The 24,707-nt window shown below is 72.3% G+C and carries 21 protein-coding genes; 10 read left to right on the top strand and 11 right to left on the bottom strand.

Annotated elements, in window-relative coordinates:
* Positions 1-218: 218 nt before the first annotated feature.
* The 3 genes from ACQPYD_RS04255 to ACQPYD_RS04245 all read left to right on the top strand — a co-directional run bounded on the left by ACQPYD_RS04255 (position 219) and on the right by ACQPYD_RS04245 (position 3,907).
* Positions 219-1,829 carry an acyl-CoA carboxylase subunit beta gene (locus ACQPYD_RS04255; protein WP_433699864.1) on the top strand — a complete coding sequence of 537 codons (1,611 nt, stop codon included), beginning with the start codon at positions 219-221 and terminating at the stop codon, positions 1,827-1,829.
* Positions 1,826-2,053 (top strand): acyl-CoA carboxylase subunit epsilon, encoded by a 228-nt coding sequence (locus tag ACQPYD_RS04250; protein WP_267948156.1) that lies wholly within the window; start codon positions 1,826-1,828, stop codon positions 2,051-2,053. Before ACQPYD_RS04255 ends, ACQPYD_RS04250 begins: the two co-directional genes overlap by 4 nt.
* Before the next feature lie 87 nt (positions 2,054-2,140).
* Entirely contained in the window at positions 2,141-3,907 is a 1,767-nt protein-coding gene (locus tag ACQPYD_RS04245) for an acetyl/propionyl/methylcrotonyl-CoA carboxylase subunit alpha (RefSeq protein WP_433699863.1), read from the top strand.
* 57 nt (positions 3,908-3,964) lie between these two features.
* Here ACQPYD_RS04245 and ACQPYD_RS04240 read toward each other — a convergent pair whose 3' ends face one another.
* Positions 3,965-4,606 (bottom strand): Uma2 family endonuclease, encoded by a 642-nt coding sequence (locus ACQPYD_RS04240; protein ID WP_433699862.1) that lies wholly within the window; start codon positions 4,604-4,606, stop codon positions 3,965-3,967.
* 477 nt (positions 4,607-5,083) lie between these two features.
* Here ACQPYD_RS04240 and ACQPYD_RS04235 point away from each other — a divergent pair, with 477 nt between their 5' ends.
* Together ACQPYD_RS04235 and ACQPYD_RS04230 are read left to right on the top strand one after the other, a co-directional pair.
* The gene (locus tag ACQPYD_RS04235; RefSeq protein ID WP_433699861.1) at positions 5,084-6,532 is read left to right on the top strand and encodes a dicarboxylate/amino acid:cation symporter; all 1,449 of its coding nucleotides are present in this window, start codon (positions 5,084-5,086) and stop codon (positions 6,530-6,532) included.
* Between the two features lie 212 nt (positions 6,533-6,744).
* A complete protein-coding gene (locus ACQPYD_RS04230; protein WP_433701945.1) occupies positions 6,745-8,001 on the top strand; it encodes a chemotaxis protein CheA in 1,257 nt (418 codons plus the stop codon).
* Positions 8,002-8,078: 77 nt separating this feature from the next.
* Here ACQPYD_RS04230 and ACQPYD_RS04225 read toward each other — a convergent pair whose 3' ends face one another.
* The 3 genes from ACQPYD_RS04225 to ACQPYD_RS04215 all read right to left on the bottom strand — a co-directional run bounded on the left by ACQPYD_RS04225 (position 8,079) and on the right by ACQPYD_RS04215 (position 10,549).
* Positions 8,079-8,723, bottom strand: a complete 645-nt coding sequence (locus ACQPYD_RS04225; protein ID WP_433699860.1) for an AAA family ATPase — start codon at positions 8,721-8,723, stop codon at positions 8,079-8,081.
* Positions 8,724-8,739: 16 nt separating this feature from the next.
* Positions 8,740-9,048 (bottom strand): zf-TFIIB domain-containing protein, encoded by a 309-nt coding sequence (locus ACQPYD_RS04220; RefSeq protein ID WP_433699859.1) that lies wholly within the window; start codon positions 9,046-9,048, stop codon positions 8,740-8,742.
* 124 nt (positions 9,049-9,172) lie between these two features.
* Complete coding sequence (locus tag ACQPYD_RS04215; protein ID WP_433699858.1) at positions 9,173-10,549, bottom strand: NAD(P)H-quinone dehydrogenase; 1,377 nt, start codon at positions 10,547-10,549, stop codon at positions 9,173-9,175.
* A gap of 156 nt (positions 10,550-10,705) precedes the next feature.
* On the opposite strand from ACQPYD_RS04215, the gene ACQPYD_RS04210 reads away from it, so the two are divergent.
* Complete coding sequence (locus tag ACQPYD_RS04210; RefSeq protein ID WP_433699857.1) at positions 10,706-11,203, top strand: gamma-glutamylcyclotransferase family protein; 498 nt, start codon at positions 10,706-10,708, stop codon at positions 11,201-11,203.
* Positions 11,204-11,275: 72 nt separating this feature from the next.
* On the top strand, positions 11,276-12,100 hold the full coding sequence (locus ACQPYD_RS04205; RefSeq protein ID WP_433699856.1) for a purine-nucleoside phosphorylase: 825 nt from the start codon (positions 11,276-11,278) through the stop codon (positions 12,098-12,100).
* A 525-nt stretch (positions 12,101-12,625) separates the two neighbouring features.
* Here the strand turns inward: ACQPYD_RS04205 and ACQPYD_RS04200 are convergent.
* From ACQPYD_RS04200 to ACQPYD_RS04180, 5 genes are all read right to left on the bottom strand, one after another.
* Complete coding sequence (locus ACQPYD_RS04200) at positions 12,626-13,258, bottom strand: PH domain-containing protein (RefSeq protein WP_433699855.1); 633 nt, start codon at positions 13,256-13,258, stop codon at positions 12,626-12,628.
* Positions 13,258-14,355: an adenosine deaminase gene (locus tag ACQPYD_RS04195; RefSeq protein WP_330157586.1), complete on the bottom strand. Its 1,098-nt coding sequence runs from the start codon at positions 14,353-14,355 to the stop codon at positions 13,258-13,260. The genes ACQPYD_RS04200 and ACQPYD_RS04195 overlap by 1 nt, the downstream gene beginning before the upstream one ends.
* Before the next feature lie 256 nt (positions 14,356-14,611).
* The gene (locus tag ACQPYD_RS04190) at positions 14,612-15,850 is read right to left on the bottom strand and encodes a M20 family metallopeptidase (RefSeq protein WP_267948145.1); all 1,239 of its coding nucleotides are present in this window, start codon (positions 15,848-15,850) and stop codon (positions 14,612-14,614) included.
* A gap of 40 nt (positions 15,851-15,890) precedes the next feature.
* Positions 15,891-17,048 (bottom strand): glutamate--cysteine ligase, encoded by a 1,158-nt coding sequence (locus tag ACQPYD_RS04185; protein ID WP_267948144.1) that lies wholly within the window; start codon positions 17,046-17,048, stop codon positions 15,891-15,893.
* 158 nt (positions 17,049-17,206) lie between these two features.
* Positions 17,207-18,319, bottom strand: a complete 1,113-nt coding sequence (locus ACQPYD_RS04180; protein ID WP_433699854.1) for a YihY/virulence factor BrkB family protein — start codon at positions 18,317-18,319, stop codon at positions 17,207-17,209.
* Positions 18,320-18,461: 142 nt separating this feature from the next.
* Between ACQPYD_RS04180 and ACQPYD_RS04175 the strand changes: the two genes are divergently transcribed.
* Both ACQPYD_RS04175 and ACQPYD_RS04170 read left to right on the top strand, forming a co-directional pair.
* Complete coding sequence (locus ACQPYD_RS04175; protein ID WP_433699853.1) at positions 18,462-19,583, top strand: galactokinase family protein; 1,122 nt, start codon at positions 18,462-18,464, stop codon at positions 19,581-19,583.
* 136 nt (positions 19,584-19,719) lie between these two features.
* Positions 19,720-21,009: an LCP family protein gene (locus ACQPYD_RS04170; protein ID WP_433699852.1), complete on the top strand. Its 1,290-nt coding sequence runs from the start codon at positions 19,720-19,722 to the stop codon at positions 21,007-21,009.
* Between the two features lie 587 nt (positions 21,010-21,596).
* Here ACQPYD_RS04170 and ACQPYD_RS04165 read toward each other — a convergent pair.
* Both ACQPYD_RS04165 and ACQPYD_RS04160 read right to left on the bottom strand, forming a co-directional pair.
* The gene (locus ACQPYD_RS04165; protein WP_267948140.1) at positions 21,597-22,814 is read right to left on the bottom strand and encodes an NADP-dependent isocitrate dehydrogenase; all 1,218 of its coding nucleotides are present in this window, start codon (positions 22,812-22,814) and stop codon (positions 21,597-21,599) included.
* 181 nt (positions 22,815-22,995) lie between these two features.
* Positions 22,996-23,481 (bottom strand): DUF3017 domain-containing protein, encoded by a 486-nt coding sequence (locus ACQPYD_RS04160; protein ID WP_433699851.1) that lies wholly within the window; start codon positions 23,479-23,481, stop codon positions 22,996-22,998.
* 576 nt (positions 23,482-24,057) lie between these two features.
* Between ACQPYD_RS04160 and ACQPYD_RS04155 the strand changes: the two genes are divergently transcribed.
* Complete coding sequence (locus ACQPYD_RS04155) at positions 24,058-24,663, top strand: FHA domain-containing protein (protein WP_267948138.1); 606 nt, start codon at positions 24,058-24,060, stop codon at positions 24,661-24,663.
* Positions 24,664-24,707: the final 44 nt, after the last annotated feature.

The raw sequence follows: 24,707 nt of genomic DNA, 5'->3' as shown, positions 1-24,707 counted from the left end.
TGCGCGGGGGCGCATTTCCGACGCACTTTGCCCGGGCGTTAAGCATTGTTGCGCAAGGGAAAGGGGCGCACATTTCATCACGTCGTTTCCGTGCCGCCGAAGGCCGGTCCGACCCCTTCCGGAGGGGTGCGGACAGGGCTGTGCCGAGCCGTACCTACTGGCGAGTAACCAGGGCCGCGTGCCCCGGTCCCGCGAGGTCGCGGTTAACCTGCGTAGTTATGGCCACCGAAGCCCCTGAACCGCTGCCCGCGGACGAGATCGACATCCACACCACCGCGGGCAAGCTCGCCGACCTGCAACGACGCCGGTACGAAGCCGTCCACGCGGGCTCCGCGCGAGCCGTTGAGAAACAGCACGCCAAAGGCAAGATGACGGCCCGCGAGCGCATCGACGCGCTCCTCGACCCGGGGTCGTTCGTGGAGTTCGACGCCCTGGCCCGACACCGGTCCACGAGCTTCGGGCTGGAGGGCAACCGCCCCTACGGCGACGGTGTCGTCACCGGCCACGGAACCGTCGACGGGCGCCCCGTCGCCGTCTTCAGCCAGGACGTCACCGTCTTCGGCGGCTCCCTCGGCGAGGTCTACGGCGAGAAGATCGTCAAGGTCCTCGACCACGCCCTCACCAACGGCTGCCCCGTCGTGGGCATCAACGAGGGCGGCGGCGCGCGCATCCAGGAGGGCGTCGTCGCGCTGGGCCTGTACGCGGAGATCTTCAAGCGCAACACCCACGCCTCGGGCGTCATCCCGCAGATCTCCCTCATCATGGGGGCCGCCGCGGGCGGACACGTCTACTCCCCCGCCCTCACCGACTTCGTGGTGATGGTGGACGAGACCTCGCAGATGTTCATCACCGGCCCCGACGTCATCAAGACCGTCACCGGCGAGGACGTCTCCATGGAGGACCTGGGCGGGGCGCGCGCCCACAGCACCAAGTCGGGTGTGGCCCACTACATGGGCGCCGACGAGCAGGACGCCATCGACTACGTCCGCACCCTGCTCTCGCACCTGCCCGACAACAACCTGGAGGAGGCGCCGGTCCTGGCGCCCGAGGACGACCCCGGCGACGAGGTCACCGACACCGACCTGGCCCTGGACACCTTCATCCCGGACTCGGCCAACCAGCCGTACGACATGCGGACCGTCGTCGAGGCCGTCCTGGACGACGGCGAGTTCCTGGAGGTCCACGCCCGGTTCGCCACCAACATGGTGGTGGGCTTCGGCCGCGTGGACGGCCGTTCCGTCGGCATCGTCGCCAACCAGCCCATGAGCTTCGCGGGCTGCCTGGACATCGACGCCTCCGAGAAGGCCGCGCGCTTCGTGCGCACCTGCGACGCCTTCAACGTCCCCGTCCTCACCTTCGTGGACGTGCCCGGCTTCCTGCCCGGCACCGACCAGGAGTGGGACGGCATCATCCGGCGCGGCGCCAAGCTGCTGTACGCCTACGCCGAGGCCACCGTGCCGCTGATCACCGTGATCACCCGCAAGGCCTTCGGCGGCGCCTACGACGTCATGGGGTCCAAGCACCTGGGCGCGGACGTCAACCTGGCCTGGCCCACCGCGCAGATCGCGGTCATGGGCGCCCAGGGCGCGGTGAACATCCTGCACAGGCGCACCCTCGCCGCCGCCGACGACGTCGAGGCCGAGCGCGCCCGGCTCGTCCGCGAGTACGAGGACACCCTGCTCAACCCCTTCTCCGCCGCAGAGCGGGGATACGTGGACGGCGTCATCATGCCGTCCGAGACCCGGGGCCAGATCTCCAAGGCCCTCAGGGCGCTGCGGAACAAGCGCAAGCAGCTGCCCCCCAAGAAGCACGGGAACATCCCGCTGTGAGCGCGCCGAAGAACCCGCCGCACCTGGTCGTCGTCCGGGGCGAGCCGACCGCGGAGGAGGTCGCGGTCCTCACCGCCGTCCTCGCCGCGCGCGCGAACGCCGCCCGCGCCGCCTCCGACGCGCCCGGGGAGGACCGGCGCCCCTCGGGGTGGGGGGACCGCTCCCGGAACATGCGCGCCCCGCTGCGCCCCGGGCCCGGGGCCTGGCGCCTGAGCACGAGGTGACGGCCCCCGTGCTCCACCACCACCCAGACGTCGCAGGGAGCGGCCGGTGCGCCTCCGCCCCACGCCACAGCAGAAGGACTTCCCACCGTGCGTAAAGTACTGATCGCCAACCGCGGCGAGATCGCCGTGCGCATCGCCCGCGCCTGCGCGGACGCCGGACTGGCCAGCGTCGCCGTCTACGCCGAGCCCGACCTGGACGCCCTCCACGTCAAGCTCGCCGACGAGGCCCACTCCCTGGGCGGGTCGACCCCGGCCGACTCCTACCTGGACATCGCCAAGCTCCTGGCCGTGGCCGCCGCCTCGGGCGCCGACGCCGTCCACCCCGGCTACGGGTTCCTGGCCGAGAACGCCGACTTCGCGCAGGCGGTCATCGACGCCGGCCTGACCTGGATCGGCCCGCCGCCCTCGGCGATCACCGCCCTGGGCGACAAGGTGCAGGCCCGCCACATCGCGCAGAAGGTCGGCGCGCCCCTGGTCGCGGGCACCCCCGACCCGGTGGAGTCGGCCGAGGAGGTCGTGGCCTTCGCCGCCGAGCACGGGCTGCCCATCGCGATCAAGGCCGCCTTCGGCGGCGGCGGGCGCGGGCTCAAGGTCGCCCACACCCTGGAGGAGGTGGCCGACGCCTACGAGTCCGCGGTGCGCGAGGCCGTGACCGCGTTCGGGCGCGGGGAGTGCTTCGTGGAGCGCTACCTGGACCGGCCCCGGCACGTGGAGACCCAGTGCCTGGCCGATGCCCACGGCAACGTCGTGGTGGTCTCCACCCGCGACTGCTCGCTGCAGCGCCGCCACCAGAAGCTGGTGGAGGAGGCCCCCGCCCCGTTCCTGAGCGCGGAGCAGACCCGGCAGCTCTACGCCGCCTCCAAGGCCATCCTGGCCGAGGCCGGGTACGTGGGCGCGGGCACCTGCGAGTTCCTGGTCGGGGTGGACGGCACCATCTCCTTCCTGGAGGTCAACACCCGCCTGCAGGTGGAGCACCCGGTGACCGAGGAGGTCACCGGCATCGACCTGGTGAGGGAGATGTTCCGGATCGCCGACGGCGAGGAGCTCGGCTTCGGCGACCCCGAGATCCGCGGGCACTCCTTCGAGTTCCGCATCAACGCCGAGGACCCCGGGCGGGGCTTCATGCCCGCCCCGGGCACCATCACCGAGCTGAAGCTGCCCGGCGGCCCGGGGGTGCGGGTGGACACCGGCTGCGAGGCCGGGTTCACCGTCCCCCAGGCCTTCGACTCCATGGTCGCCAAGCTGATCGTGTCCGGGCGCACGCGCGCCGAGGCGCTGCGGCGCTCGCGCCGGGCGCTGGCCGAGTTCGAGGTGGGCGGGATGCCCACGGTGATCCCGTTCCACCAGGCGGTCGTGGAGGACGGGGCGTTCGCGCCCGCCGACCCCGAGCAGCCGTTCGGCGTGTACACGCGGTGGATCGAGACCGAGTTCGACAACACGATCGCGCCGTGGTCGGGCGCCCCCGGCGAGGCGGGGGAGGCCGGGCGCGAGAGCGTCACCGTGGAGGTGGGCGGCAGGCGGATCGAGGTGGTGCTCCCCGCGGGGCTGGGCGCCTCGGCCGAGGCCCCCGCCGCCGGCGCCGGCAGGCGCAGGCGCTCCTCGCGCGGGGGCGGCGCGGGAGCGGCGGCCGCGAGCGGCGACTCCCTGGTCTCGCCGATGCAGGGCACCGTGGTCAAGGTCGTGGCCCGGGAGGGGCAGAGCGTGGCCGAGGGCGAGACCGTGGTCGTCATCGAGGCGATGAAGATGGAGCAGCCCCTGACCGCACACAGGGCCGGGACGGTCAGCGGCCTCAAGGTCTCCGCCGGGGAGACCTTGGGCAACGGCGCGGTGGTCTGCGAGATCAAGGACGCCTAGGACGCCTGGCCCACGGCCGACGGGAGCAGGCGGGGGAGGCGCCGGCCGGCGCCTCCCTCATGCGTCACGCCCCGCCGAGCTCCCCCTCCCGGCACGGGAGACGCGGGTCAGGTCGATGTCCAGGTCGCACGGCGCGCTGGTCTTGAGCCGCTCCCGGTACACGGTCAGATTCCCGTACTTCTTGTTGACCGGATCGAGTTCGTAGGCGTACACCACCGCTGCCATGTGCGCTTCCTCCTCGACGAGCCAGAAGTGGGGGATCCCCGCCTCCGCGTAGAGCTGTGGCTTGCGCTCGTGGTCACGCACTTCGGACTCCGGAGAGATCACCTCGACCGCCAACGCGACGAGCTGCGGTTCGATCCAGGTGTCGTGCACCCCCTGCCCGTCGCCTTCGCGGACGAGCATGAGATCGGGTTCGGGCCTCTGCCGCTCGGCGAGCCTGACCGTCATCTCCCGGTACGTCACCATGTCCTCGGGGACCTGGGCGTCCAACTGCTGTTCGAGCAGTTTGAGCACGAACATGCGAAAGCGCTTCTGGGGGCTCACCAGTACCAGGCTTCCGTCGATGAGTTCGGTGTGCGGCGGAAGATCCGGGATGCGGTCGAGGTCGTCGGCGGTGAAGCCCCGCCGGGGCGGCATCGGAATCGTCACCTCACCGAACTCGGAGACCAGGATTTCGGCCGCGGTGGGAACAGACATGTCGCCGCCTCCGTTCGTCGGATCGTTCTCGTCGCCCACGGCAGCCATCACTGTCACTCCGTCACGGTGGTTTCCACGGATCCTTCCCCGGATCCGGCGGTCCACGTGATCCTCGCCCCATCCGGGCGGAGCGGAAGATCGAAAAAGCCCACGGTGTCGACAGTGTGGCCCCTGGGACAGCAAGACGTCGACACACATGTATGGAATAAGTAAGGGATCGAGGCTATTGTCCTTGATCGTGACGAACATCTGGGGACTGACACGAAGGTGGCACATCGACCTGTGCCGCCGCGGCTGTCAGGCGTGTAGCTAGGTCCACGCGCGCCCGTCCGGGCAGCGCGCCGCACACCCGTACCCACCCTCCGTCACCTTCCCACCGGTGATCCCGCCATTCCCCGAGCCGGGGCCGCGTCCCACCGCGCCGACCGCGTCGTCGTGCGCTCCTCCGGCTGCCTTCACCACCTGGAGTCACATCCCGTGTCCGCTCAGAGCACCGACGCGCCCACGAAGCGCAGAGGCTTCCGTTTCCCGTTCGCGGCCCAGGTCCTGCTCGGCCTGGTCCTCGGCGTCGTCCTCGGCGTCGTCGCCTTCCAGATCGGCCCCGTCGGCGAGGCGGGCGACCCGAACTGGCTCGCCGTCACCCTCGAGACCATCGGCTCGACGTTCGTGACGCTGCTCCGGACGATCGTGCCGCCGCTGATCGTCCTCGCCGTCATCTCCTCCATCGCCAACCTGCGCAACGTCACCAACGCCGCGCGCCTGGCCTGGAAGACCCTGCTGTGGTTCGGCGCCACCGCCCTGATCGCCGTGGCCATCGCCATCGGCCTCGGGCTGGCCATCCGGCCCGGCCTCAACAGCGCGGTCGACGCCTCCAGCGCGGGCGACCCGTCCGGCACCGGCTCCTGGCTGGCGTTCATCGAGAGCATCGTCCCGGCCAACTTCCTCGGCCTGGCGGCGGACACCTCGGTCGCGGACGACGGGACCGTCAGCACCTCGCTGGGCTTCAACGTCCTCCAGCTGATCGTCATCGCCATCGTCCTGGGCATCGCCGCCGTCAAGGTCGGCAAGGCGGCCGAGCCCTTCATCGCCTTCACCGCCTCCGCGCTGGAGGTCGTGCTCAAGGCCCTGTGGTGGGTCATCCGCCTGGCCCCGATCGGCACCGTGGGCCTGCTGGGCAACGCCGTGTACAGCTACGGCTGGACCACCATCGGCGCCCTCGGCAAGTTCACGCTGACCATCTACATCGGCCTCGCCCTGGTGCTGTTCGTCGTCTACCCGGTGATCGCCCGGCTCAACGGCCTGTCCCCGGCGAAGTACTTCAGCGGCGCCTGGCCCGCCATCCAGCTCGGCTTCGTGTCCCGCTCCTCCATGGGCACCATGCCCGTGACCCAGCGGGTCACCGAGCAGAACCTGGGCGTGCCGCGCTACTACTCGGCGTTCGCCGTCCCGTTCGGCGCCACCACGAAGATGGACGGCTGCGCCGCGATCTACCCGGCGATCTCGGCGATCTTCATCGCCCAGTTCTTCGGCGTGGACCTCGGCGTCACCGACTACCTGCTGATCGTGTTCGTCTCGGTCATCGGCTCCGCCGCGACCGCCGGCACCACCGGCGCGACCGTCATGCTGACCCTGACCCTGTCCACGCTGGGCCTGCCCCTGGAGGGCGTCGGCCTGCTGCTGGCCGTCGACCCGATCCTGGACATGGGCCGCACCGCGGTCAACGTCGCCGGCCAGGCGCTGGTCCCGACCGTCGTCGCCAAGCGCGAGGGCATCCTGGACCTGGACCGCTACAACACCAGCCCCGACGCCTCCGGCTTCGTGCCGCTGGACGAGCCCGCGGCCGGAACCGGCACCGCCGGCGCGGACGACGCGGGTACGGAGGCCGACCGGGAGGCCGCCGCGAGCGGCGCCTCCGCCAAGGGCTGACACCCGCACCCCCTGTCGACGGGGCCCGCCGGATACCGGCGGGCCCCGTCGCGTTCCGGGGCGGGCCCCGTCGCGTTCCGGGGCGGGCGTAGTCTGGTGTGAACGGCTCAGGTGAGAACGGGCACAGCGGGAACTGTCGGGGACCGTCGTTCGTCCGAGTCAGTGAGGAAGGCGAGAGGAACGACATGTTGCGCCGCTTGGTAACACCCGCAGTGCTGACCGCCGGTTTCACGGCGGCGGTGGTGAGCACCTCGGTGGTGCCCGCCTCGGCCGACGCGCGGCCGGAGCTACCAGAGACCCAGGCCGTCGTCGAGGAGCTCGAGGGCGACGGCGTCTTCATCGACCCGAGCATCGACGCGATCCCCTCCGCCGAGGAGGGCGCCCTGGAGACGGCCTCCGCCGACTCGGAGATCCCCGTCTACTACGTGATCCTCCCCTCGGACGCGGTCGCCTCCCAGACCGGCCTCGACGCCCTCATGAACCCGGTCATGGAGGACGTCGGCGACGGCGTCTACGCCGTGTTCGCCGGCAGCCAGGACTTCGTGGTCCTCTCCCCGAACATCGAGGACACCGCGGGCATCCGGGAGATCGCCGTCCAGGAGGGCCAGGGCAACCAGGTCGACACCCTGGCCGCCGTCCCCGACGCGGCCCAGCAGCTGGAGGACGCCGAGGCCGCCGGCGCCACCTCCGGACTGGTCCTGCTCGGCGTCCTCGTCCTCGTCGTGGCGGCGGGCGCCCTCTTCGTCCGCAACAGCCGCAGGAAGCGCGCCGCCGAGAAGGCCAAGCAGCTCCAGGAGATCAAGCAGATGGCGACCGAGGACGTCGTCCGGCTGGGCGAGGACGTCTCCCGGCTGGAGATCGACGTGTCCAAGGTCGACGACGCCACCCGCGAGGACTACTCGCAGGCCATGGACGCCTACGACCAGGCCAAGACGCTGCTCGACACCATCCGGGAGCCCGAGCAGGTCCGGATGGTCACCAGCGCCCTGGAGGACGGCCGCTACTACATGGCCTCCACCCGGGCGCGCATGAACGGCGAGCCGGTTCCCTCGCGGCGCGGCCCCTGCTTCTTCAACCCGCAGCACGGCCCCTCCGTGGAGGACGTCGCCTGGGCCCCGCCCGGCGGCGCGCCCCGCGAGGTCACCGCGTGCGCGGCCTGCGCGGAGGCGGTGCGCGTGGGCGGCCAGCCCGACGTGCGCCTGGTCGAGGTCAACGGCGAGCGCCGGCCGTACTACGACGCCGGTCCGGCCTACTCCCCCTACGCCAGCGGCTACTTCGGCACCGACATGATGATGGGCATGTTCACCGGCATGATGATGGGCTCCATGATGGGGTCGATGATGGGCATGGGAATGGGCATGGGCATGGGCGGCGGAGACGTCGCGGCCGAGGGCGACATGGGCGGGGGCGACATGGGCGACTTCGGCGGTGGCGGCGACATGGGCGACTTCGGGGGCTTCGACTTCTGACCCCGCCCGCGCAGCACCGCGCGTAGGACACCGAGGGCCCCGGGCGCACGCCCGGGGCCCTCCTTCGTCTGCGGGGCTCAGCCCGCGGCGGCCTCCGCCGCGGCCAGCCCCTCGATCCACCGGCACACCGCGTCCGCGGTGTCGGCGGGGGCGGTGTGCGTGGTGTCGACCAGGGTCATCGGCGGGTCCAGGCGTGCGGCCTCGGCCGCCACCCAGGCCGCGAAGTCGGCGTTGTCGTCGATCCGCTCCTCGTCCCACTCCCGCCAGGCGGGGCGGGCGCGCAGGCGCTCGGCCAGGGCGCCGGGTTCGCAGGACAGCGCCAGGTAGTGGATGTCCGTGAACAGGGCGCGCTCCGGCAGGGGCTCGAACTCCGGGGGCACGACGGTCCCGCACAGCACGACGGGGCGCCCGCTCTGCTGCACCATGGCCGCGGTGCGCAGCCAGGTGGAGCGGAAGTGCCGGTGGTGTCCCTCGGGGTCGCGGAGCCCGCTGACCCAGAGCAGGTCCTGTTCGAGCACGACGAAGCGGTCCCTGAGGCGTTCGAGGAGCAGTCCGGCGATGGTGGACTTGCCGGTGCCGCTCGGGCCGGAGACGCAGTAGAGGGGCATGCGGAGGAAGGGGCGGGTGCGCCCGCAGGAGGCGCAGCGCAGCACGGAGACCCCCGCGCCGGTGTCGGGGGTCTCGTCCCATTCCCCGCAGTGTGTACAGATCAGCGGGTGCATGGATGGTTCGGCTGTACTAGTCGAAGAGCTGTTCCAGGAATCCCTTGCGGCGGCCGCGGTAGGGACGGGGCGAGTCCCGGTAGCCGCGCGGGGAGTCCTGGTACCCCCCTCGGTAGCCTCCGGGGGAGTCGGGGTAGCCCGCTCCGCGGTGCGGCCGGGCGAGTGGCGGGGCGGTGCGCGGGGAGTGGGGGTCGGGCGGCGGCGCGACGCCGTAGTGGCGCTGCTCGCCGTCGGCGATGCGCTCCAGCTCCCCCCGGTCCAGGAAGATGCCCTGGCAGCCGTCACACCTGTCGATGTGGACGCCTTGACGATCGAACGTTCGCATGGTGCTTTGGCACTTGGGACAGATCACGTCAAGACATTACTCGATTCGTGTCAAAAAGGGTTAAGAAACCGGGGTCCGCCGCAAACTTTTCGCGCGGCGGCCCCGGCGGCGCGGACCGGCTCGCCTACTCCGGCGAGGCCAGCATCAGCGAGCGGGCCGCCTCGGTCACGCTGCCCGACAGCGACGGGTACACCGAGAAGGTGTGCGCGATGTCGTCCACCGTCAGGCGCTGCTGCACCGCGATGGACACGCCCAGGATGAGTTCGCTGGCGCGCGGCCCGACGATGACGCCGCCCAGCACGATGCCGGTGTGCTGGCGGCAGATCAGCTTCACGAAGCCGTCGGTGACCTCGTTCATCTTGGCGCGCGGGTTGGTGTTGAGCGGCAGGGTGACCGACCGGCCGTCGATCCGCCCGCTGCGCACGTCGTCCTCGCTCGCGCCCACCGCGGCGAGTTCGGGGTGGGTGAACACCGTGGAGGCCACGGTGGACAGCTTCAGGGGGGACACCGCCTCGCCGAGGGCGTGCCACATGGCGATGCGTCCCTGCATGGCGGCGACGGAGGCCAGCATGTTCACGCCGGTGCAGTCGCCGGCGGCGTACACGCCGGGGACCGTGGTGCGGGAGACCCGGTCGACCTCGACGAACCCGCCCTGGCCCAGGCGGACCCCGGCTTCCTCCAGCCCGAGGTTCTCGGTGTTGGGGATCATGCCGACGGTCATCAGGCAGTGGCTGCCCTCGACGGTGCGGCCGTCCGAGAGGGTGACGAGGACGCCCTTCTCGGTGCGCACGACCGACTCGGCCCGGGTCTGGCTGAGGACGGTCATGCCGCGGCGCATGAAGACCTCCTCCAGCACCTCGGCGGCGTCGGCGTCCTGGGTCGGCATGACGCGCTCGCGCGAGGAGACGAGGGTGACGTCCGAGCCGAGCGACTGGTAGGCGCTCGCGAACTCCGCGCCGGTCACACCGGAGCCGACCACGATCAGCCTCTCCGGGAGCTCCTCCAGGTCGTAGAGGTGGCGCCAGGTGAGGATGCGCTCCCCGTCGGGCTCGGCGGTGGGGAGTTCACGGGGGTGGGCCCCGGTCGCGATGAGGACGACGTCGGCGCGCAGGCGCTGGTCCCCGACGGCGACGATGTGGGGGTCGACCAGCCGGGCCTCCCCGGTGACGACCTCGATGCCCTCCTTGTGGAGGCGGGCCCGGGTGTCCTCGGACTGCGCCTGGGCCAGGCGTTTGATCCGGTTGTTCACCTCGTCGATGTCCACGCGGACCGGCGCGGTGGCGGTGCCCGGGATGTGGATGCCCAGGCTCTGGGACTCACGCACGTACGTGGTCCGGGTGGAGGTGGCGATGAGGCTCTTGGAGGGCACGCAGTCGGTGAGGACGCAGGAGCCGCCGATGCCGTCGCGCTCCACCACCGTCACGTCCGCACCGAGCTGCGCTGCGACCAGTGCCGCCTCGTAGCCCCCGGGCCCGCCACCGATGATCACGACCTTCGTCACTCTGCCTCACTCCCTCTGCGTCGGACCCCCCACGCGCGTTCCCGGTCCGGGCGATATTCGGGCATGGTGGGGCACCGCCAGTTTTCATCGCTTCCTCCTATTGTCGGCCATGTCAACTGGCGAAATCCTCAGGCACCCCCGGTCAGCGGGTCTACGATGTTGCCCGTGTCCATCTACGCCGCGTACGGAACCAATCTCGACCCCGCGCAGATGGCCCGCCGGGCACCGCGCTCACCGCTGTTGACCACGGGCTGGTTGGAGGGTTGGCGGCTGACCTTCGGCGAGGGCCTGCCCGCCGACTCCGGCGCCCTGGCCACGCTGGCGGAGGATCCCGGGCAGCGGGTCTTCGTCGCGCTGTACGACCTCATGGAATGGGACGAACCCCACTTGGACTCGTGGGAGGGCGCCGACCGGAGGGACGGGTTCGGCCCGCGCGCGGGCGCCGCCTGCGCGTACCGCAAGGTCACCGTCCGCGCCCGGACGGCCGACATGGGGACGGTGACGGCCTGGGCCTACGTGCTCGACGCCTACGAGGGCGGCCTGCCCTCGGCGATCCAGCTGGGCCAGCTGGCCGCCGCGGCCGAGAAGGCCGGGGCGCCCGGGTCGTACGTCTCCGACCTGCTGGCCCGCGAGTGCCTGCCCACCGAGCTGTGAGACCCGTGTCCGCCTGCCGGGCGGGCGTTGCGTTCCGTCACCGTCGCGCTACCCGGGGGTAGCATCCGTCGTGTGAGCGAATCAGAGCAGCGGGCGACGACCACAGGGGAAGCGAAGGAGCTGGCCGCGACCGCGGCCCAGGACCTGCTCGCCCGGACCGGGGCCGACAGCTTCGACGCGATGGTGGTGCTCGGATCCGGCTGGGCGGGGGCCGCGGAGACGCTGGGCTCCCCCGACATCGAGTTCGACGCGGCCGAGCTGCCCGGTTTCCACGTGCCCGGGGCCGAGGGGCACTCCTCCAGGGTCCGCAGCATGTGGGTGGGCGACAAGCGGGTCGTCGTGTTCATGGGGCGCGTCCACCTCTACGAGGGCTACGGCCCGATGGAGACCGTCCACGCCGTGCGCACCGGGATCGCCGCGGGCGCCGGGACGGCCGTGCTCGCCGGGTCGGCGGGTTCGCTGCGCACGGACTTCGCCCCGGGGCAGCCGGTCGTGGTCCGGGACCACATCAACCTGACGTCGCTCTCCCCGCTGACCGGGCCCTCCTTCGTCGACCTCTCGGAGGCGTACAGCCCGCGGCTGCGCCGGATCGCCCACGAGGTGGACGCCTCCCTCGCCGAGGGCGTGTACGCGGCCACGCTCGGCCCCCAGCTGCAGACGCCGTCCGAGCTGCACGCGCTGCGCCGTTCCGGCGCGGACGTGGTGGGGCGGTCGATCGCCCTGGAGGCCATCGCCGCCGTGGAGTCCGGCGCGGAGGTGCTGGGGCTGGCGGTCGTCAGCAACGACGCGGTGGGCGCCGTGCTCGACCCCTTCGAGTCCGACCGCGCGCTGGAGGTCGTCACCCAGCGGGCGCGGAGGCTGGGCGGGCTCCTCAACCGGGTCCTCGCCCGCTCCTGAGGGGCCCCTGGACGGCGCAAGGGCCCGGCACATGTGTGCCGGGCCCTGTCGCGCGTGGGACGCCGTGCCCGGATCCCGTGTCGCGGGGTCCCCGCGGACCCCGACCGCGCGGGTCGTCCGAAGCATCGTGAAGTGGTGGGGCGCCTCCGACCGGGCCCGCCCGGTACCGGCGTGGCGAGCGTACACCCCGAGGCCTTGGGATGGACGGTACCGGCCGTGGTCCGGCCGGAGGCAGTGCTTGCCCCGGTGTCCTCTGTCGCGCGGAATCCCCGCAGATCCCGTTGGACTCGCGACTCCGACACCCTTCTGTACTTCCCGATATTCAGTTGAACCGCGCGTCGCCCTCGGACCGGGGTTCCGGGCTGGTGGCCATCCGCGCGAAGCCCGCCCGCCCGGAACCCTCTCCCTTAGGCATGCCTTACCTAACCAGAACGGACGGGTGGGCGTCAACCCCCCTGGGGGGACGCGCCGGACCCGGCCTCCCCCGCGGGCGGGGAGGCCGGGTCCGATGCGGTCTGGCGCGCCTCAGGCGAGCAGGAACACCGCCGCGAGCAGCACCGCGGTCGCCACGAGGACCACGATCACCTCGACGGGCACCATCGTCTGCGGCTCGTCCTCCGCCCCGAGCGCGGCCGGCCCCGCCTCGCCCACGTCCCTGACGGGACCGCTGAGCGGACGGGCCTTGTACCGCTCGGCGTCCTGGCGCAGCTGACGCGCGGCCAGGTCGACCGGCCGCATCGACGCGGGGTCCTCGTCGTCCTGTCCCGGGTCGAGGAAGCCCGCGTCCCGGCGCATGTTGTCCCGGACCCGCTGCCGCTTGGTCTCGCGGAGCGGCCAGGAGCGGACGATCCGCCCCGGCGTGTGCACCCTCAGGACGTCGGTGACGTCCACCCACACCACGGCGGGCCACGGCACGAAGGTCTCCCGCAGCGGGTTGACGACCCTCATCCCGCGTTCCGTGGAGACCACCCGCGGGCGCAGCCACACCAGGTGGACCGCGGCGATGCTCGCGACCAGCAGGGCTCCGGCGATCCAGGACGAGCGCCCCTCCCCGCGCCAGAGCACGTCCAGCAGGAGCAGGACCGCGATGACGATCCACACGATCGCCGCCGCCCGGGAGAAGGTGGAGTAGTGGCTGGTCGGGTTGGGCCGGTCCATCAGGCCGCCGCCCACTTGAGCTGCGCGAACCCCGGCTTGATGATGCCGTTGATCAGCGCCAGGCGTTCGTCGAACGGCAGGAACGCCGACTTCATGGCGTTGACCGTGAACCACTGGATGTCGTCCCAGCCGTACCCGAAGGCCTCCGAGAGCTTCGCGAACTCCTCGGAGAGGGACGTGCCGCTCTGGAGGCGGTTGTCGGTGTTGACGGTGACCCGGAAGCGCAGGTCGTGCAGGAGACCGATCGGGTGCGAGGCGATGGACTCGGCGGCCCCCGTCTGCACGTTGGAGCTGGGGCACATCTCCAGCGGCACGCGCTTGTCGCGCACGTACTGGGCGAGGCGGCCCAGCCGCGGGGCGCCGTTCCCCCCGGAGTCGATGTCGTCGATGATGCGGACGCCGTGTCCGAGGCGGTCGCACCCGCACCACTGGAGCGCCTCCCAGATGGAGGGGAGCCCGAACGCCTCGCCCGCGTGGATGGTGAAGTGGAAGTTCTCGCGGCGCAGGTACTCGAAGGCGTCCAGGTGCCGGGTGGGCGGGTTGCCCGCCTCGGCGCCGGCGATGTCGAAGCCGGAGACGCCCGCGTCGCGGTAGCGGACCGCGAGCTCGGCGATCTCCGAGGAGCGGGCCGCGTGCCGCATGGCGGTCACCAGCTGGCCGGTGCGGATGCTGCGGCCGGCCTCGGCCGCGCGCTTCTCCCCCAGTTCCAGGCCCTCCTGGACGGCCTCCACGACCTCCTCCAGGGTGAGGCCGCCCTCCAGGTGCTGTTCGGGGGCGTAGCGCTGCTCGGCGTAGACGACGCCGTCCGCGGCCAGGTCCTCCGCGGCCTCGGCGGCGACGCGCACGAGGGCCTCCCGGGACTGCATGACCGCGGTGGTGTGCGCGAACGTCTCCAGGTAGCGCTCCAGCGAACCGGAGTCGGAGGCGTCGCGGAACCACCGGCCCAGCTCCGCCGGGTCGTAGGTGGGCAGGTCGGTGTAGCCGGCCTCCCTGGCCAGCTCGACGACGGTGGCCGGGCGCAACCCTCCGTCGAGGTGGTCGTGGAGGAGCACCTTCGGCGCCCGCCGGATCTGCTCAACTGTGAGTGGCTGGTTCATGGATTCAGGATGCCACCAGCCCGGGACGGCCCTCGCCACCCCGGGGGCCCACGGCGGATCCGTCGGACACCGGGTGGGGGGCCGGAGCGCGACGGGCGCCCGGCCCGGGGCCGGGGGTCTCCTCGCCCACAGGAGCCCGGGGCCTACCGTCCGGGGCCCCGCACGGGGGCTCCGGGGTCCCCGCGCCCACGGGGGCCCGCCGCCGCCGGCCGGGGCGCAGGCCCCGGGGCGGGCGCGGCGCGGGCGCCCGGGTGCCTCAGGCGAGTGCCTCCTGGCTGTCCGCCCGGGCCCGGGGCTCGGCGGCGTGCCCGAGGGCGGTCAGCGCGGTGGTGACCATGAAGCGGGTGCCCACCCCGATCGCGCGCTCGTCCACGTCGAAGGTGCCCCGGTGCAGGTCCAGCATCGGACCGTCCCAGTCCGGGGAGTGGGTGCCCAGGCGGGCGAGGGCTCCGGGGACGTTCTCCAGGTACCAGGCGAAGTCCTCGCCCCCCAGGCTCTGCGGCGTGGACGCCGCGGCGTCCGGGCCCAGGGCGAGGCCGACCGCCTCGCGCATGATGTCGACGCTGGTCGCCTCGTTGATGGTGGGGGGCACCCCCCGCCCGTAGGTCACCTCGGCCTCGGCCCCGTACGCGGAGGCCACGGACTCCACCAGGCCCTTGATGATGTCGGGGGCCGAGTGCCACGCCTCGTCGTCCAGGCAGCGCACGGTGCCCTCCGCGACGGCGTCGTCGGGGATGACGTTGGGCGCCGACCCGGCGCTGATGCGGCCCCACACGAGGCTGAACCCGGCCCGCGGGTCGATGCGCCGGGACAGCGCGGCGGGCAGCTCGGTGACGACCTTGCCCATGGCGTAGACCAGGTCGGACGTGAGGTGGGGGCGCGCCGTGTGCCCGCCCGGGCCCGAGAGCCGCACCATGAGCTGGTCGCAGGCGGCGGTGATGCCGCCGGTGCGCAGGCCGACCCGGCCGACCGTCAGGCGCGGATCGCAGTGCAGGGCGAAGATCCGGTCGACGCCCTCCATCGCCCCGGCGTTGACCACCTCGACCGCGCCGCCTGGGAGCTCCTCGGCGGGCTGGAAGACCAGCCTGACCCGTCCGGGCAGCGCGCCCGCGCGGTCCTGCTGGGCGAGGAAGACCCCCGTCGCCAGCAGGACCGTCGTGTGCACGTCGTGCCCGCAGGCGTGGGCCGCGCCGGGGACGGTGGAGCGGTAGGGGACGTCCTTCTCGTCGGCGATGGGCAGGGCGTCGATGTCGGCCCGCAGGGCCACGAGCGGCCCGGGGCCCGAGCCGATGTCGCAGACGAGCCCCGTGCCCTGGGGCAGCTCCCGGGGGGTGAGACCGACATCACGCAGCCGTTCGGCGATCCGACCCGTGGTGCGGTGCTCGGCGAAGGCGAGTTCGGGGTGCATGTGCAGGTCCCGGCGGAAGCCCGTGAAGTCCCGCTCACGGCGCGCCAGAAAAGCGGTCAACTGTTCCGGCAGGTCACGTCCCTGCATCCGAGGGTCCCCTCTTCATTCACGTCTTGCGTGCACCGGCTCAGCCCCCGACACCGACCTCCGCGTAAGTGGGACCGCCGTGCAGCTCGGCGGCGAGCATGTCCACGACGTCGTCGAGGGAACCGCCCCCGGCGATGACCGCGCGCTGCCGTTCGTAGGAGGCGCCCTTGTCCAGGGTCTCGGAGACCAGGTCCAGGTCCTCGGCGCAACCCAGGCGGGTCGCGACCGGCTTCAGCTCGCGGACCAGCTCATACAGGTCGTCACGGATCGGAACGGTGGTTCCGTGGGCGTCCGTGATGACACGAGCGTCGAGTCCGTAGCGGGTGGCACGCCACTTGTTGTCCTTCACGAGCCAGGACGGCGGGCTGGGCAGGCCGTACCCGCGGTCGAGCTGGCGATCGAACAACTCCACCAGGCTCTGAGAGAGCGCGGCGGCCATTCCCACCTCGCGCAGGGTGGGAATCCCGTCGAACATCCGGATCTCGATGGTGCCGAAATCCGGGTGAGGACGGATGTCCCACCACACTTCCTTGATAGAGGCGATGGTACCCGCCCTGAGAAGCGTTTCGAGGTATTCCTCGAAAGCCGTCCAGTGCGGCAGGTTCGGAGGCGGCCCGGAAGTGGGGAGCGCCCCGAAGACCACGGACCGCGCGGAGGCCAGGCCGGTATCGTGACCACCCCAAAATGGGCTAGAAGCACTCAAAGCAAGAAAATGAGGTAGATACTTCGCAAGTGCATTCACCATGGGTATGGCCTTCTCCTGGCTGCGCACACCCACGTGGACGTGGACGCCGCAGGTGAGAATGCGCCGGGCCAGCCACTGCATCTGCTCGACGAGTTCGCCGTACCTTTTCCCGGGACTGAGCTCCTGGTCCCGCCAGTCGTCGATGGGATGGGTCCCCGAGCAGGTCAGCGTGGTCCCCCAGGGGGTGAGGACCTCCCGCATCCGGTCGATGTTGCGGCCGAGGTCGCTCTTGGCCTCCTCGACCGTCTCGCAGATGCCGGTCACGACCTCCACCTGCGACTGCATGAGTTCGTGCCGCAGCGGGGGCGAGGCGGCGTCGGAACTGAGCTCGGGGAGTTCGGAGAGGAGTTTCGGCGCCTCCTGCCGCAGGTGCCGACTGCGCCGGTCCACGAGCTGGAGTTCCCACTCCACCCCGAGCGTCGCGCGTTCGGATGACGTGAATGCGATGCCCATCTGCCCTCCGAGGGGGGTTCGCCGGCCTTCCTGGCCGACGCACGTTCGCGCCCCGGCGAACCGGTCAACCGGGACAGGGGAGGACTACCCTCCGCACACCACCCGTATACGGGACAAGAGTCTCGCAATAACGCGGATTCCCGGGAGGTCCGCTCGCCTCAGGCGCCGCCCCCGCGACGGTTGCGCAGGGCCCACGCGGCGGTGCCGGCGACGCCCGCCGCGCCGATCAGGGACAACGCCCCGGCGACGGCCCGCTGCGCCCACCGGCGGGCGGCCAGTTCCCTCTCCGGGACCCGCAGGACCGGCGCGGTCCGCGTCCAGTCCATCCCGTTCTCCTCGGGCATGGGCAGGGTCCCCGTGTAGGGGGGAGGCATCGGCAGCCACGTCGCGGTCCACGCGGCGCTGAACATGACCAGGCGCATCACCAGGTTGATCCACACCAGGAGCCCCACCAGGACGGCGAAGGAGGCGTAGACGGGGTTGCTGAGCGTCCCCGAGAGCAGCAGCGCGGCGGCGGCCTTGAGGACCTCGAACCCGACCGCGCCCAGCAGCGCCCCCCGCCACATCATCCGCGTGGGCCGTCCGCTGCCGGACAGGAGCGAGAAGGCCAGCACGAAGATCCCCATGTTGACCGCGACGGCGATGGCGAGCGCCAGGACGCGCAGCGTCAGGGAGGCCAGGAGGGAGCCGTCCAGGCCCACCAGCGCCAGCAGCCAGTGGGTGGCGGCCTGCGCGACGCTCGTGAACGCCACCGCGAACAGCAGCGCCGCGCCCAGGCCCAGCATGACCAGGATGTCGCCCGCCTTGCGCAGCAGGACGTTCGGGCCCTCCTTGATGTTCTTCAACCAGATCGAGTGCAGCGCCTCGCGGAGCGCCGACACCGAGTTCAGGCCCGCGTACAGCAGGCCCAGCGTGCCGATGACGCTCGCGCCCACGCGCGCGTTCGCGATCTGCTCGACGGGCAGCTGGTCGGAGAGGCCGGGCAGCACCTCGTCCAGGACCGCCTCGAGGTAGTCGCCCACCTCGACCTGCATCGACGCCAGGAAGCCGACCGCGGCGAAGGCCAGCGCCAGCAGGGGGAAGAACGACAGGAAGGCGAAATAGGTGACCGCCCCGGCCAGCTGGCTGCCGTTGCGGTCGGCGTAGCGCTCGTAGGCGCGCACGAGGTGGTCCGCCGCCGGCCTCCGGCGCCGCAGTTCCCAGTAGGCGTCCATCGCGAGGTTCCGGTAGTGCCGCGCCGCGTCCGCGGCCCGGTCCCGCCCTGAGGCCAAGGTCCCTCCCCCACACCCGTCCGCCGGTGGACCGCAACCCTAGCGGCGCGGCGCAGGGTCCGTGAAGCCTCCGCGCCGCCCCGGGCACTCCACCGCCTTGGGCAGACTGGGGGCAGCAGGCCGACGGGGAGAGGGGACAGCGGTGGGGGGCGCGGGGGCGCGGTTGCGCGCGGTGCTGGGTGTGCGGTCGGCGGGGCCCCGGGGGGCGTGGCCCGCGGAGGCGCCGGACGCCGACGCCCTGGCGGAGGGTTTCCGCGCGCGGTTCGGCGAGGCGCCCGCGGGCGTCTGGCACGCGCCCGGGCGGCTGGCCGTCATGGGCGAGCACACGGCCGCCGCCGGCGGCGTCGGCCTCTACACCGCGCTGCCCTGGGGGGTGACGGCGGCGGTCGGACCGGCGCCGGGCCCGGAGGTGCGCGTGGCGACTCTCAGCGGCCCCCTGAGGGCGAGGGAGACCGCCGCCCGGGCCGTGGCCGACGCGGTGGCCTCCGCGCGCCGGGCGGGCGGGCTGGACGCCTCCACGGGCCTGCGGGTGCTCCTCGGCGCGGACCTGCCCGAGCACGCCTCCCTGGGGTACGCGGGCGCCGTGGGCGCGGCGGCGTCGCTCGCCCTCGCCGACCTCGGGGGCGGCCCTCCCCCGGAGGGCGCCACCGTCGACCAGCGGGTGGCCCTGGCCGCGCGGCCGGGGTGCGCGGTACGCGTCAACCTCAGGAGCATGCGCACGACCGTCCTGCCCTTCGACCTCGCCGTCGAGGGGATGCGCCTGGTCGTCGTGGACACCGGGGCCCTGCCCAGGCGCGACCTCCGGGCCGTCCGCTCCGCGGAGCTGGAGCGGGCCCAGCGCACGCTCGGCCCGCTCCGCTCGGTCCAGGACCTGCCCGGGGCGCTGCGCAGCCTGCCCGAGCCCGCTCTGCGCAACCGGGTGGAGTACGCCGTCACGGAGGTGCACCGGCTCAACGCGGCCGTCGGACTGCTGCGCGCGGGGAGGTTCGGGGAGACGGGGCCGATCCTGTCGGCCTCGCACCTGTCACTGCGCCGTTTCGGGCTCCCGACGCCCCAGGTGGACCTGGCCGCCGAGACCGCGTCCCGGGCCGGGGCCCGCGGCGTGCGGATGTCGGGGTGGGCCGGGACCGCCCTCGCCCTGGTGGCCGAGGAGCGGGTGGAAGGCGTCGCCGCCGCTCTGGCCGGGGAGTTCGCCGCGAGCGGCTGGGTGCCTCCGCGCGTGCGCGCCTCCCTCCCCTCGGCCGGGGCGCACCGGCTGCGGTGAGGGCCGGTTTCCTCCCCTAGGGGTGCCCTGGTCCCGGTTCAGGGACATCCGTGTGAACCCGGCTACTCTTTCTGCGATCAGACAGGGTGGAAGCGGCGACGGAGCGCTCCACAGCGCGGAGCAGATAGGCGATTCGATGGCTGACCGACGTAACCGGGGTGACGCCGGCTCGACCGGCGAGCACGACCGGCAGGGCGTGTTCAGGCGCGGCGGCACCCCGGGCGGCGCGGACGAGTTCGAGAAGCTCTACCGGTCGCGCGAGTCCGAACAGAGGGCGGTCGGCGGGACCAGGCGGCTCCCCTCCGCCGACGATGTCCCCCCGATCCGCCCCGAGCGGTCCAGGCGGCCCGAGCGGCCCAGGCGCCGCACCCACCACGCCGGCCGCGAGTACGACGGCACCGGGACCAAGCGGCGGGCGCGCGAGACGCGGCAGCGGCGGCTCCGGAACACCGTCGTGACCGTCCTCGTGGTCCTGCTCGTGATCCTCGTGGTGCCCCCCGCCGCACTCTACTTCTGGGCGGACTCCCGGCTGGCCCGGGTGGAGGCCCTGACCGACTACGAGGGCCGCCCGGACCGCCAGCCCGGCACCACGTTCATGATCGTGGGCTCGGACAGCCGCGAGGGGATGGACGAGGAGCAGATGCGGGAGCTGGCCACCGGCAGCGCCGAGGGCCGCCGCACCGACACGATCATGGTCCTGTACATCCCCGACGAGGGCGAGCCGACCATCGTCAGCGTCCCCCGCGACTCCTACGTGCCGATGGCCATCCCCGGCTACGCCGACAACAAGATCAACACCGCCTTCGCCGACGCCGTGTGCGGCACGGACGAGGCCGGCGAGGAGGTCTGCGGCGGCCCGGCCCCCCTCGTGGAGACCTTCGAGCGCGCCTCCGGCGTGCGGATCGACCACTACGCCGAGATCGGCATGGGCGGCTTCGTCGACATCGTGGACGCCGTCGGCGGCGTGGAGCTGTGCCCCGAGGAGGCCATGGCCGACCCCAAGGCCGGGCTGGACATCGAGGCGGGCTGCCAGACGATGGACGGCGGCACCGCGCTGGGCTACGTGCGCACCCGCGCCACCCCCCGCGCCGACCTCGACCGGATCGCCCGCCAGCGGGAGTTCTTCTCCGCGCTGGTCGCGGAGGCGAGCGCCCCGGCGACGCTGTTCAACCCGTTCCAGTCGCTCCCGCTGGTGACGGCGGGCACGGACACGTTCATGGTGGACGAGGGCGACCGCCTGCGGCACCTGGGCACCATGCTGCTGGCGATGCGGGGCGGCACCCAGACCACGGCGATCCCGGTGGGCAGCACCCCCAGCATCGACCAGGTGGGGTCGGTGGTGGTCTGGGACGAGGTCCGCTCGGAGGAGATGTTCTCCGCCATGCGCGAGGGCGAGCCGATCCCCGAGAGCGCGTTCGAGGACTGACCGCCCCGGAGGGGCGGACCGCGGGGCCGGCGGCGCACCGCTCCCGACGGGCCGTCCGGGGAAAGGCGAAGGGCCCGCTGCCGAAGCAGCGGGCCCTTCTTCGTGACGTTCCGTACTGTGCGCGCCTACCCCCCAGCGGGCGCACGGCCGGCACGTCGGTCCGTGGTGCCGAGCGGGCTCTCACCCGCTCTGGCCTGCCGGTTCTCACCGGCGTGTCTCCACAATAGGTCAAAGTTCGCGTAAGGGGCGAATCCAGTTCACGTGTCCTACGTCGCACCGACACGCCACCCCGCTGATCCGGCACTGCCATCCTCCCACCAGGAGGACCCGCGTGTACGCCGAACACGGGAAACACACCGGGAAACTTCCGCCGGTTTCCTTCCGCAAACCCCCGCGAACACCGCTTTCCCGACGCCTCGGACCCGACTGCGGACCCGGGACACGGCAACGCCCGGGCGCCCCCGCGGTGGGGACGCCCGGGCGTGGCCAAGGTCTCACCCGGACCCGGCCGCGGACCGCCGGCTCATGGCGGCCCGCGGCGCGTCCGGACCGCGCCCTCCCGGACACGGGTTCCGGGAGCGCGCGGACTAGGCGAGGCGCTTGGCCAGGTTCTCGTCCAGGGCGGCGAGGAACTGCTCGGTGGTCAGCCACTCCTGGTCGGAGCCGACCAGCAGCGCGAGGTCCTTGGTCATCTGGCCGCCCTCGACCGTCTTGATGACGACGTCCTCGAGGGTGTTGGCGAACTCCAGGACCTTCGGGGAGTTGTCCAGCTTGCCCCGGTGCTCCAGACCGCGGGTCCACGCGAAGATGGAGGCGATCGGGTTGGTCGAGGTGGGCTTGCCCTGCTGGTGCTGCCGGTAGTGGCGGGTCACCGTGCCGTGGGCGGCCTCGGCCTCGACGGTGCGGCCGTCGGCGGTGCGCAGGACCGAGGTCATCAGGCCGAGCGAGCCGAAGCCCTGCGCGACGGTGTCCGACTGGACGTCGCCGTCGTAGTTCTTGGTGGCCCAGACGTAGCCGCCCTCCCACTTGAGCGCGGAGGCGACCATGTCGTCGATGAGGCGGTGCTCGTAGGTGAGGCCCGCCGCGTCGAAGCGCTCCTTGAACTCGGAGTCGAAGATCTCCTGGAACACGTCCTTGAACATGCCGTCGTACGACTTGAGGATCGTGTTCTTGGTGGACATGTAGACCGGGTAGTCGCGGTCCAGGCCGTAGTTCAGGCTGGCGCGCGCGAAGTCCTCGATCGACTTGCGGAAGTTGTACATCCCCATGGCGACGCCGCCGCCCTCGGGGAAGTTGGCGATGTCGAACTCGACCGGCTGGCTGCCGTCGGCCGGGGTGTAGGTCATGGTGACCGTGCCGGGGCCGGGCACCTTGAAGTCGGTGGCCTTGTACTGGTCGCCGTGGGCGTGGCGGCCGATGATGATCGGCTTGGTCCACCCGGGCACCAGGCGCGGCACGTTCTCGCAGATGATGGGCTCGCGGAAGACGACGCCGCCGAGGATGTTGCGGATGGTGCCGTTGGGCGACCGCCACATCTTCTTCAGGCCGAACTCCTCGACCCGGGCCTCGTCCGGGGTGATGGTGGCGCACTTGACGCCGACGCCGTACTCCTTGATGGCGTTGGCCGCGTCGACGGTGATCTGGTCGTCGGTGCGGTCGCGCTCCTCGATGCCCAGGTCGTAGTACTTCAGGTCGACGTCGAGGTAGGGCAGGATCAGCCGGTCCTTGATGAAGGACCAGATGATCCGCGTCATCTCGTCGCCGTCGAGCTCGACTACGGGGTTTTCGACCTTGATCTTGGCCATGGCTGTGTGGCTGTCCCTTCAGTCTTCGCCACCGCCTCGTACCGCGGAGACGGCTTCCGGCCCGTGGCCGGAGCCGGTCCGCGCGCGCGGCGATCCCCTGATCCCGCCCGGCGTCCGTGCCTGCCGGGGAGGCGGTGGCTTATCGGTGTCGCAGTATCTCGACGTCAAGCTTATTAGACGCCTAGGAGGAGAGTTGCGGCGCCACCCACGCCAGCACGATCAGCAGGACCGCGAGGCCGACGAGGGTGAGCAGATCGATCCAGCGGCGGCGGACCGCGAGCATGCCGATCCAGTCCTTGGGCAGGAACAGCCGGAAGGCCGCCGCCAGCAGCAGGGCGCCCGCGATGATCGCCGGACCGCGCTTGAAGTAGGCCGCGGCCACGACCACGATCCCGGCCGCCAGGGCCGACATGACGAGCATGTACGGGACCTGGGAGAGCCAGTACGGCACCGCCGGCCCGGCCTGCCCGCCGTCCCCGGCGGGGCCGGGGAGGGCTTCGGCGTCCGCCGCGGGGACGGGGGCGCCGCCGGGCTCCCGGGGCCCCCCGTCCGGGGGCGTGTCCACCGCGTCGGCGGCGCCCCCCTCGGGGCCCTCCGCGGAGTCCCCTGCCCCGTCGGGGCCGGCTCCCCGGGGATCGTCGTCCCGGGTCCCGTCCGTGTCCGCCACGTCCGTCCGCTCCACGTGTCCTGCCCGGCCCTTCGGCCCCACCCTGTCCACCGCGTCCCGACCCGTTCGCTTCCGAGGTTGCCTGGCCGCCGCGCGGCTCCGTTCACGGTCCTCCCCGGAACTGGCACAGACCGGCCACCCGCCGAGGCGGCGGTGTCCGAAACCGAACTGCCCCGGGAACCGCTCACGTTCCTGGTGGATCCGGCGGCACTGTGCCCGAAACACTCCGGTCCGTCCGGAGAAGACTCCGCCCATTGTAGTGATCCGCGTCGCGGTCTCCTCAGGGCTCACGGAAACGGCCCGGCCCTGCGCGCTCGCTTCTCCTGTCCGTTTCCCGCGTCCGGTTCGGCCACAGCACCGTAATTCCGCGTCTTATCCGTCTAACTCCGGAGTAAGCGCGTAGAACGCGTGGCTGCCGGGTAACCCAGCTGGAGATGAGTGCACCGGTGAGCGAGGACCACCCCCATGAAGCCCACTCCACACGTCGACCGAACCCCCGTCCCTCGGCAGCCACCCCTCCCCCACCGTCGCCCGCACCCCCACCGGCAGCGTCACCCCAGCCCGGGAGGAGTCACCGTGGACGGTCCCTACCTCCGGGTCGAAGAGACCGGGGACATCCGTCAGCTCACCGGCGAGGTCACCACGGTCGGCCGCGGTGAGGGCGCCGACATCCGGTTGAACGATCCGAGCGTCTCGCAGCTGCACGCCGAACTGGTCCGCCGCGGACCCTACGTCTACGTGGTCGACCTGGGGCTGTCGCGCAACGGCACCCGCGTCAACGGCCGGCCCATCGCCCGCCGCGTCCTCGACGAGGGGGACGTGGTGAGCTTCGGCACCGCGCGCTGCCGGATCGGCGGACTGCCCCGCGAGCAGATCAGCCCCGACCTCGAGCTCCGCAGGGGCGCGGCCCCGGAGCTCACCCGCCGGGAGCTGGACGTGCTCACCGCGCTGTGCCGGCCCGCCCTCTCCGAGGAGGCCTTCGTCGCCCCGGCGACCGCGCGCGACATCGCCGAGGCCCTGGTCGTGACCGAGGCGGCCGTCAAACAGCACCTGCTGCGCCTCTACCAGAAGTTCCGCATCCCCGAGGGGCAGAACCGCAGGACCCGGCTGGCCAACGAGGTCGTGGCCCTGGGCCTGGTCAGACCGATGCCCGTGAGCGGTTCGGCCCGCCGGGCGAGCTGACCCGGGCCGCCCGGCGCCCGGGGGCACGGGACGGGGGCGGCCCC

It is taken from the genome of Nocardiopsis sp. CA-288880, from assembly GCF_050955985.1.
Classification (GTDB): Bacteria; Actinomycetota; Actinomycetes; order Streptosporangiales; family Streptosporangiaceae; genus Nocardiopsis; species Nocardiopsis tropica.
Note: the sequence above shows the minus strand (reverse complement) of the source record. Positions and strands in the feature narration are given on the sequence as shown.

Bases quoted from the DNA above. Each gene is read 5' to 3' on its own strand.
- ACQPYD_RS04255 (WP_433699864.1), top strand. From the start codon at position 219: ATGGCCACCGAAGCCCCTGAACCGCTGCCCGCGGACGAGATCGACATC.
- ACQPYD_RS04240 (WP_433699862.1), bottom strand. From the start codon at position 4,606: ATGTCTGTTCCCACCGCGGCCGAAATCCTGGTCTCCGAGTTCGGTGAG.
- ACQPYD_RS04225 (WP_433699860.1), bottom strand. From the start codon at position 8,723: ATGCACCCGCTGATCTGTACACACTGCGGGGAATGGGACGAGACCCCC.
- ACQPYD_RS04220 (WP_433699859.1), bottom strand. From the start codon at position 9,048: ATGCGAACGTTCGATCGTCAAGGCGTCCACATCGACAGGTGTGACGGC.
- ACQPYD_RS04210 (WP_433699857.1), top strand. From the start codon at position 10,706: ATGTTGCCCGTGTCCATCTACGCCGCGTACGGAACCAATCTCGACCCC.
- ACQPYD_RS04200 (WP_433699855.1), bottom strand. From the start codon at position 13,258: ATGGACCGGCCCAACCCGACCAGCCACTACTCCACCTTCTCCCGGGCG.
- ACQPYD_RS04195 (WP_330157586.1), bottom strand. From the start codon at position 14,355: ATGAACCAGCCACTCACAGTTGAGCAGATCCGGCGGGCGCCGAAGGTG.
- ACQPYD_RS04190 (WP_267948145.1), bottom strand. From the start codon at position 15,850: ATGCAGGGACGTGACCTGCCGGAACAGTTGACCGCTTTTCTGGCGCGC.
- ACQPYD_RS04185 (WP_267948144.1), bottom strand. From the start codon at position 17,048: ATGGGCATCGCATTCACGTCATCCGAACGCGCGACGCTCGGGGTGGAG.
- ACQPYD_RS04170 (WP_433699852.1), top strand. From the start codon at position 19,720: ATGGCTGACCGACGTAACCGGGGTGACGCCGGCTCGACCGGCGAGCAC.
- ACQPYD_RS04165 (WP_267948140.1), bottom strand. From the start codon at position 22,814: ATGGCCAAGATCAAGGTCGAAAACCCCGTAGTCGAGCTCGACGGCGAC.